Annotated in this window: 8 protein-coding genes; 7 read left to right on the plus strand and 1 reads right to left on the minus strand. The window is 65.5% G+C overall.

The annotated features are described in order from the left end of the window. A partial coding sequence (locus WC739_RS22905; protein ID WP_372955278.1) for a PAS domain-containing protein occupies positions 1-315 on the plus strand: 315 nt, incomplete at its 5' end. Between the two features lie 88 nt (positions 316-403). Here WC739_RS22905 and WC739_RS22910 read toward each other — a convergent pair. Further along, positions 404-1,786 carry a PLP-dependent aminotransferase family protein gene (locus WC739_RS22910; protein ID WP_372955279.1) on the minus strand — a complete coding sequence of 461 codons (1,383 nt, stop codon included), beginning with the start codon at positions 1,784-1,786 and terminating at the stop codon, positions 404-406. Positions 1,787-1,926: 140 nt separating this feature from the next. Here WC739_RS22910 and WC739_RS22915 point away from each other — a divergent pair, with 140 nt between their 5' ends. The 6 genes from WC739_RS22915 to WC739_RS22940 all read left to right on the plus strand — a co-directional run. Then, positions 1,927-3,246, plus strand: coding sequence for a hydroxymethylglutaryl-CoA reductase, degradative (locus tag WC739_RS22915; RefSeq protein ID WP_372955280.1), 1,320 nt, complete (start codon positions 1,927-1,929; stop codon positions 3,244-3,246). Between the two features lie 3 nt (positions 3,247-3,249). Beyond that, positions 3,250-4,254 (plus strand): ABC transporter permease, encoded by a 1,005-nt coding sequence (locus WC739_RS22920; protein ID WP_372955281.1) that lies wholly within the window; start codon positions 3,250-3,252, stop codon positions 4,252-4,254. A 39-nt stretch (positions 4,255-4,293) separates the two neighbouring features. Beyond that, the gene (locus WC739_RS22925; protein ID WP_372955282.1) at positions 4,294-5,310 is read left to right on the plus strand and encodes a sugar ABC transporter substrate-binding protein; all 1,017 of its coding nucleotides are present in this window, start codon (positions 4,294-4,296) and stop codon (positions 5,308-5,310) included. A gap of 15 nt (positions 5,311-5,325) precedes the next feature. After that, positions 5,326-7,440, plus strand: coding sequence for an ABC transporter permease (locus WC739_RS22930; RefSeq protein WP_372955283.1), 2,115 nt, complete (start codon positions 5,326-5,328; stop codon positions 7,438-7,440). Beyond that, the gene (locus WC739_RS22935) at positions 7,440-8,549 is read left to right on the plus strand and encodes an SMP-30/gluconolactonase/LRE family protein (RefSeq protein WP_372955284.1); all 1,110 of its coding nucleotides are present in this window, start codon (positions 7,440-7,442) and stop codon (positions 8,547-8,549) included. Before WC739_RS22930 ends, WC739_RS22935 begins: the two co-directional genes overlap by 1 nt. After that, a partial coding sequence (locus tag WC739_RS22940; RefSeq protein WP_372955285.1) for an ATP-binding cassette domain-containing protein occupies positions 8,542-8,849 on the plus strand: 308 nt, incomplete at its 3' end. The genes WC739_RS22935 and WC739_RS22940, both read left to right, overlap by 8 nt.

Genomic DNA, 8,849 nt, shown 5'->3' on the forward strand with positions numbered 1-8,849 from the left:
CCTCAAATTCCGTGGATCATCGATCCGGAAGGACGGGCCCTGGATGTCAGCCGGCGATGGTTGGAAATCGCCGGCCAGACGGGAGACCAATGGACAGGGTTTGGCTGGCTCGACGCATTGCATCCCGGCGATCTGCAGCCAACCCGGGACGCCATGGGCGAGTCGTTCAAGACCGGAAAACCGATCGACACCATGTTTCGCGTGCGCCGCTCGCAAGCCGACCCATGGAGGCGGTTGCGCTCCAGAGGAGCAGCCAATGTTGGAGCGAACGGCAAGATAATATGCTGGTACGGCAGCCTGGAGGACGTTGAATGAGAAGCTCCCCGCTTCAGGTGCCGCTCCCGGCGATGTGGGTAGCTGACCGCCCGAATTGCGCCGCCCGGTCGTAGCCTGCTGAGTTTCGTCAAAGCCGATTTTGGCCCGTGGCCGTGGCGCGGACAAGGAAATCGAAGAATTTGGGATCCGAGGCCCAGGCGACGTTGACGCGGATGCCGCCCTTGGTCGGTTGACGCTCCGGCGAAAACACGGTGCCAGGCGCGATGAAGATGCCTTCGCGGGCACCTTCGCGGGCAAGGGCGATGTCATCGATGTGGTCGGGCAGTTCCAGGTAGACGTAATAACCGCCGGTAGGCTCGGCAAAGAGCTTGAGGCCGGTCTTCTGAAGACGGGGAACGACCGCTTCGGTCGCTTGGCGCACGCGTTGGGCAAGGCGCTTGAGGTGTCGCCGGTAATGGCCCTCGCTGATCAGCCCATGGATCAGTCGCTCGATATGTCCCGAACTGTTGACGGTCGTCAGCATCTTCAGTTCGGCCAGCGAGGCGATCAGGTCGGGACGCGCCGCGATATAGCCGCAGCGCAGGCTGGCCGAGAGCGTCTTGGCGAAGGTGCGCACGCAAATGACGTTGCGCAACTGGTCGAGCGGCGCCAGACCCACGCCATGCACCGTCGGCAGGTCGATGAACGGATCGTCCTCGACCACAAGCATGTCATATCGCGCGGCGATCGTCAGGATCGCATGGGCCGTCGGTAGATTGGTCGAACTGCCGGTTGGATTGTGCGCCAGCGACTGGGTGAAAAAAAGCTTGGGCCGCTCGCGCTCGGCCTTGCCGGCGAGGTCTTCGGGATCCGGACCGTTGGCGGTCCTTCTCACGCCCACCATGCGGACCTGCGCCAGCTTCAGCTTGGCGAACAATGGATAGTAGCCGGGATCGTCGACCAGCACGGTGTCGCCGGCGACCAGGAAACGACGGATGATCAGGTCCAGCGCGTGGTTGGCGCCGAATGTCAGCAGGATCTGCTCGGGCGTCGCCTGGATCTCGCGTTCCATGAGGTCGAAGGCAAGCCGTTCGCGCAAGGCGGGCAGGCCCATCGCCGAACCGTATCCGTCGCTGCTGGATCGGTGATTCCTGCCCAGCAGCCCGAGATGGCGCCGCACCTCCGATTCCTCCATCCACGATGCAGGCGGGCGACCATCGCCGACGCGGATGGAGAAGCTCTCCTCCAGTTGCGCGTTGAGCAGCGAGGCGATGTCGACGGCCTCGGCAACGTGCAGCGGACGCTCGCCCGGCCGCTGCCGGCGCCGTTCCGCCACGGTGAAGCCAGCACCGGGCCGGGACAGCGCGATGCCGGCGGAGACCAGACGGTCGTAGGCATCGACAATCGTGTTCTTGGAGACGTCGAACTGCTCGGCGGCCCTGCGAATCGACGGCAGCTTGGCGCCGGCTGCGAGGGAGCCGGTGTCGATGCGCCTCCTGATCTCGTTGGCCACGGCCTCGGCGCGCGTCATCTTCGCTCCCTTTCACGGTGTGCCCAGAAATTATCTGGTACAGTTACCGACTGTTTCTCAAAACTGTACCTTGTCTGATGGTATCAGTTGGGCGATAGGTCGCTCAACAAGAAAAGTGCATTCGCAGGGAGGCGATGGTTATGGGAGCAGTCTTGGACGGCGTCGAGCCGCGGCTGAATTCCCGCATCGAGAAGTTTCGGTCCTTGTCGCCGGCCGATCGCCTGACGACGTTGGGCGATGCCGCAGGGCTCGCGCAAACCGACCTCGATGCGCTGCGCGGCGGAGGCATCCTTCCGCTCAACGTCGCCGACGGCATGATCGAGAATGTGATCGGCACGTTCGAGATCCCGCTGGGCGTCGCCACCAATTTCACCATCAACGGACGCGACTATTTGATCCCGATGGCGGTGGAGGAACCCTCCGTCGTCGCCGCGGCCTCCTACATGGCGCGCATTGCCCGCGGCTGCGGCGGGTTCGAAACCTCCAGCACCGCGCCAGTCATGCGGGCACAGGTACAGATACTCGGCCTGTCCGACCCGCACGGCGCGCGCGCCCGGCTCCTGGCCGGCCGCGACGAGATCGTGGCCGCGGCAAACGAAAAGGACCGCATCCTGATCGGGCTTGGCGGCGGCTGCCGCGACATCGAGGTGCAGGTCTTCGAAGACACTTCCGTCGGGCCGATGGTGGTCCTGCATCTGCTTGTCGACGTGCGCGACGCGATGGGCGCCAACACGGTCAACACCATGGCCGAGGCTGTCGCGCCGATGATCGAGCGCATGTCCGGGGGCGTGGTCCGGCTGCGCATTCTCTCCAACCTGGCCGATTTGCGCCTGGCGCGGGCGCGGGTCCGGCTGACCCCGGAAGCGCTTGCGACGAAGGACTTCACCGGCGAGCGCATGGCCACCGGCATTGTCGAGGCGTGCGCGCTGGCGCTGGTCGATCCCTATCGCGCGGCCACCCACAACAAGGGCATCATGAACGGCATCGACCCGGTCGTCGTCGCGACCGGCAATGACTGGCGCGCGATCGAGGCCGGCGCGCATGCCTGGGCGGCGCGGAGCGGGCGCTACACGTCGCTCAGCCGCTGGGAACTCGATGCCGGCGGCGCGCTTGTCGGCACGCTGGAAATGCCGATGGCGCTCGGCCTCGTCGGCGGTGCCACCAAGACGCATCCGGCGGCGCGCGCCGCGCTGAAAGTGCTGGGCGTGAAGACCGCGCAGGAGCTTGCCGAGGTGGCGGTCGCGGTCGGTCTGGCACAGAACATGGCGGCGCTGCGCGCGCTCGCCACCGAGGGCATCCAGCGCGGCCACATGGCGCTTCATGCACGCAACATCGCAATCGTGGCCGGAGCTGTCGGCGAGGACGTGGACAAGGTGGCTATGGAGCTCGCGGCCAATCATGACGTCCGCGTCGACCGCGCCAGGGAAATCCTGTCGAGACTGAGCAAAGAGAAGGCCTGAGCGGTGAGCGAAGCAACCGCAAACCCGGGACCACGCCTGCCGACCCTGCTGAAAAGCCAGGAAGGCATCGTCCTGGCGCTGGCGGTGCTGGCCTTCGCGCTGTTCTCGTTCCTGCTGCCGTCCTTCTTCAGCGCCGGCAACCTCCTGGCGCTCGTGCGCAGCGTCTCGATCCTCGGCATCCTCGCGCTCGGCATGGCGCTGGTGGTCATCGCCAGGGGCATCGACGTTTCGCTGATCGCGACGATGGTGGTTTCCGTTTCCTGGGCGTTCGTCATCGCGCGCTCGGGCTACTCGCTTGAGTTCGCGTTGCTGATCGGCGCCCTGTTCGCCGTCACCGCCGGGGTCCTCATCGGCTCGCTGATCGCCTTCGGCGAGGTGGCGCCCATCTTCGCGACGCTGGCCGCCGGCTCGGTCATCTATGGCCTCGGAAGGACCTTCTTCTTCACGCTGGAAATGCAGAACGTGCCGCCCGGCGCCGGATGGTTCTCGCTGATCGGCAAGGGCCGCATCCTCGGCGTCCCGGTGACCGTGGTGGCTTTCGCGGCGTTGTGCCTGGTGCTGCATCTCGTGCTCAGCCGCACGCGGTTCGGCTGGCAGATCTATGCCATGGGCAACAATCCGGCCGCAGCCAAGATCACGGGCATCGCCTATCGCCCGATGGTCGTCGCGCAATACGCCATCAGCGCCCTGATCGCCTATGGCGCGGGACTGATCCTGGCCTCGTCGGCTTCGGCCATCAATGCCCGGCTTTTCAACTCGACGATGATCTACGACATCCTGCTGGTGGTGGTGCTGGGCGGGATCGGCCTGAATGGCGGCCACGGCAAGGTCCGCAACGTCATCCTGGGCACCGTCTTCGTGGGCATCCTGCTCAACGGCATGACGATCATGAACATCGACTACACGATCCAGAACCTGGTCAAGGGCGTGGTCCTGCTCCTGGCCATCGTCATCGATTCGCTCGTCAATCCGCGCGACGAGCAGACATCCCAGCAAGGGGATCTCTGAGGAACCAATTTCAACGCCAAACTGCAATGGGAGGAAACCATGCGACTTCTGAAGACAACAAGATGGCTGGCCGTGGCCTGCATCGCGCTTACCGGGATCGTGACGGCGAGCGCGCAGGACAAGGGCCTGGAAAATCCGCGCTCGACGACGTTCCGCAAGACGCTTGAAGGCAAGAAGGTCGTCTTCCTTCCGCTGTCGATGGGCTTCGACCTGACGGAAGGCTGGGCGGCGGTGATGCGGCAGCAGGCCAAGCGCCTGAACTACAGTTTCGAGATCCGCGATCCGGCCTGGAGCACCGATGCCGGCACCAAGGCGCTGCAATCGCTGATCAGCGAAAAGCCCGACCTGATCGTCGCCCACAATCCCGACATCCAGTCCTACGCCCGGCTTTTGGCGCAGGCGCAGGCCGCCGGCATCAAGGTGGTGCAGATCAACCTGGAATCGAACACGCAGACCGATTCCTATGTCGGCGCCGACTGGACCGAGATCGGCGAGCAGGCGGCGCAGGCTGTCGTCGACAAGTGCAGCCCCGGCAAGGGCGTGTCGACGAAGGTCGCCATTGATACCGGTGTTCCGACAGCGGCGTCGGACGTCTTCCAGCTCGACGGCATCTACCGCGTGCTGAACCAGCATCCCGACATCCAGGTCGTCTCGCAGCAGGCCACCGAATACAATCCGGAAAAGGCGCGTTCGATCATGGACACGGTGCTGCAGCAGCACCCGGACCTGTGCGGCGCCATCGGCATCTGGGATAACCAGGATACCGGCACGGCTTCCGCCATCCAGCAGGCCGGCAAGGGCAGCCAGGTCTTCCTCGTCACCAGCGGCGGCGGCAACAAGGTTGGCTGCGAGAATGTCGAGAACGGCCTGTTCAATCTCTACATCAGCTACAACGTGCCGCTGCAGGGCGAGATCCTCAACGCTGAGATCGCACGTCTGCTGCTTTCCGACAGCTCCGCGGGCGAGACCAAGACGCTCTACTTCAATCCGCTCACCCAGATCACCAAGGCCAACGTCAACCAGCGCAATTGCTGGACCCTGGACGATTTGAAGTAACGGATAACGCAACCGATGGCCGCCAGCGACGCGCTTCTGCGACTGCGATACCGGTTTGTGCCGGATCGCCTGTTCGGAGAACTCCTCACCAAGAGCTGGATTGACAACGTCATTCCCGCACTGGCGCTGGTGGCCACGGTTCTGATCATGGTCTGGATCATTCCGGGCTTCGTGTCGGTCGGGACGTTCTCGGATCTTGCCCGGCAGCTGTCGGAGTTCGGTCTCGTCGCGCTGGCCCTGACCATCGTCATCCTGTCGGGCGGGATCGACCTCTCGGTCGGTTCGATGTTCGCGCTTTGCGTGCTGGCCGCCCTGGTGTCGATGAATGTGCTGGGCCTGCCGGTCGGCGTGGCGCTGGCGGCCACGCTTGCCACGGGGCTTGTCTGCGGTCTGCTGAACGGCGTTCTGATCGGCTACCTCAGGCTGCGCGCCTTCATCACCACGCTGGTGACGCTGGTCATCTACCGGGCGCTCTACGACATCATCTTCCCGCGCGTGGCGAGTGCGATCGTCGGTTCGATGCCGGTGTCGCCGACATGGGATTTGATCGGCTTCGGATCGTTCCGTGGCGTGCCGGTCTCGTTCATCATCTTCGTCCTCATCGCGGTCGGCGCGCATATCGTCCTCTCACGGCTGAGGCCGGGCTGGCGCCTGCGCGCCGTCGGCGGCGCGCGCCGCTCCGCCTATAATGCCGGCATCAACGTCAAGCTCACCGTCTGCCTCGCCTATGTCGCGTCGGGCGTGCTGACGGCGACGGCGGCCTTCCTGTTTTCCGCCCGGCTTGGCAGCACCGGCGCCGACACCGGCATCGGGATGGAGATCGCGGTGCTGACGGCCGTCGTGCTGGGCGGGGTTTCGCTTGGCGGCGGCCGCGGCTCGGTCGGCAACGCGGTGATCGGCTCGGTCCTTGTGCTGATCCTGACCAGCGGCCTCATCCGCCTGTCGATGCCCGGCTCGGTCAACCAGCTGATCCTCGGCCTGGTGCTGATCGCGGCGGTCCTGTTCGACGCCAAATGGGTGAAGAACCGCGGCAAGCTGCTGAACAAGGTCTATATCTCGCCGACCTATTTGAAGCTTGCCGAGCAGACGACACGCGGCGAACAGGACGTGCTGGCCGTCAACGACAGGCTTGGCGCCACGCAGTTGATCGGGCTCGGCCAGGTCGAAGGGCCCGAAGACGTGGTGCTCGACCGGGACGACAATCTCTACACGGGGACCCGGCACGGCACGATCGTGCGCTTCCTGGCGCCCGACTATGCGCGCAGCGAGGTTTTCGCCCGCATCGGCGGCCATCCGCTGGGTCTCGCCTTCGCACCGAATGGCGATCTCCTGACCTGCGTCGGCGGCATGGGCGTCTACCGCGTCGCGCCCGACGGCAAGGTCGCGAAAGTGACCGACGAAACCAACCGCAGCCTGCTCTCGGTGATCGACGATTCACGCCTGCGGCTTCCCGACGATCTCGACGTCGCGCCGGACGGGCGCATCTTCTTCTCCGAGGCGACGATCCGCTATGAAATGTCGGAATGGGCGGTCGATGCGCTGGAGGGAAGGGGCAATGGCCGCCTGATCTGCCATGACCCGAAGACCGGCTCCACCCGCACGGTGCTGCGCGGCCTGATCTTCCCCAACGGCGTCACCATCTGCCGCGACGGCCAATCGCTGCTGTTCGCCGAGACCTGGGCCTGCCGCATCAACCGCTACTGGTTCGACGGGCCCAACAAGGGCAAGCTCGAGATCTTCCTCGACAATCTTCCCGGCTATCCCGACAACCTCAACCGCGGCTCGGACGGCACCTACTGGATCGCGCTGCTCGGCATGCGCACCAGGACCTTCGATCTGGCGATGCGCAAGCCCGCCTTCCGCCGCCGCATGGCCAGGCGCATCGCCGCCGATGAATGGATGTTCCCCAACATCAATCGCGGCTGCGTGCTGCGCGTCTCGGCGAGCGGCGAGATCATCGACGCGTTGTGGGACAAAGCCGGCGAGAACCATCCCTCGATCACCTCGACCTGCGAGCACAAGGGCTGGCTCTATCTGGGCGGCGTGTCCAACAACCGCATCGGTCGCGTCCGTATCGAAGGCGCCGATCCGGAGTGGACGTCGCAGGGCGATTATTGGGGGAGGCGCTGATGGGCCTTGGCGCGTTTGTCCGCGGGCTGTTTCCAGCCGGCGACGCCGGCATCAGCGTTCCGGCGATGGACGGCATCTTCAAGCCGAACAACCGGCTGGAAGAGGCGGAGCGGCTGCTCTCGCTCTCGGCGATCGACAATCTCGCCGTGACGCCGGGCGGACTGCTGTGCAGCGCCGGGACCAGGCTGTTCCGGATCGAACCGCATGGCGCCACGGCGACAGCGGTCGAGATCGCCGGGTTTTCCGCGCCGGTCACCTTTGTCGCCTCGGCGGCGGATGGCCGGCTTGCTGTCGGTGTCGAGGGCGACGGAATTCACATCGGCCAGCCGGGCGCCTGGCGGCGCATCGATCCGCGGGGCGTGAATGGGTCTTGCCTCACCGCCGGGGCCTTCGCGTCCGACGGCACGCTTTTCGTCTGCGTCGGTTCGCGCGAGCATCCGGCGCGTGACTGGAAACGCGATCTGATGGAGGGCGGCGCCAGCGGCGAGGTGTTCGCGGTCGGCCCGACCGACGGATCATGCCGCGTGGTCGCGAGCGGACTGGCCTTTCCCAATGGTGTCGCGCTGCTCGGCGACGGTCGCCTGGCGATCAGCGAAAGCTGGCGCCACCGCATCGTCACCATCGACCCGAAATCCGCGGCGCGCCCGGTGGCGATCCTGGAAGACCTGCCGGCCTATCCCTCCCGCCTCTCGCCGGCTTCCGGCGGCGGCCTGTGGATGGCGCTGTTTGCGCCGCGCCGGCAATTGTTCGAACTGGTGCTGCGCGAGGACGATTACCGCCGGGAGATGATGGCGACGATCGATCCCGACGAATGGATCGGACCGGAACTTGCCGGATCGGCCAGGCCCGACCAGCCGCTCAGCCAGGGCTCGGTGCGGCAGATGGGGGTGCTGAAGCCCTGGGCGCCGTCGCGGTCCTATGGCCTCGTCGCCCGCTGCGACAGGAACGGCGTGCCGCGCGAAAGCTGGCACAGCCGCGCCGACGGCTCCATGCACGGCATCACCTCCGTCTGTGAGCAGGGCGGCGACGTCTATGCCACCTCGCGCGGATCCGGCACGTTGCTGCGCCTGGCGGCTGCAGCGAATGACGGTGGGTCCGCGCATGGATGAGATCGTCGAGTTTCGCAAGGCGACCAAGGAATTCCGCGGCAATGCGGCGGTTCGCGATGTCGATTTCACGCTGCGGCGCGGCGAGGTGCACGCCTTGCTGGGCGAGAACGGTGCGGGTAAGTCGACGCTGACCAAGGTGCTGGCCGGCCTTTATCCGCTGACCTCGGGCGAGATGCTGCTCGACGGCAAGCCGGTGAGCTTCTCGTCTCCCGCCGAAGCCATGAAGCATGGCATCGCCATGGTGTTCCAGGAGACGAACCTCGTTCCCTCCATGAACGTCGCCCAGAACATCTTTCTCGG

It is taken from the genome of Mesorhizobium sp., assembly GCF_041661565.1.
GTDB lineage: Bacteria > Pseudomonadota > Alphaproteobacteria > Rhizobiales > Rhizobiaceae > Mesorhizobium.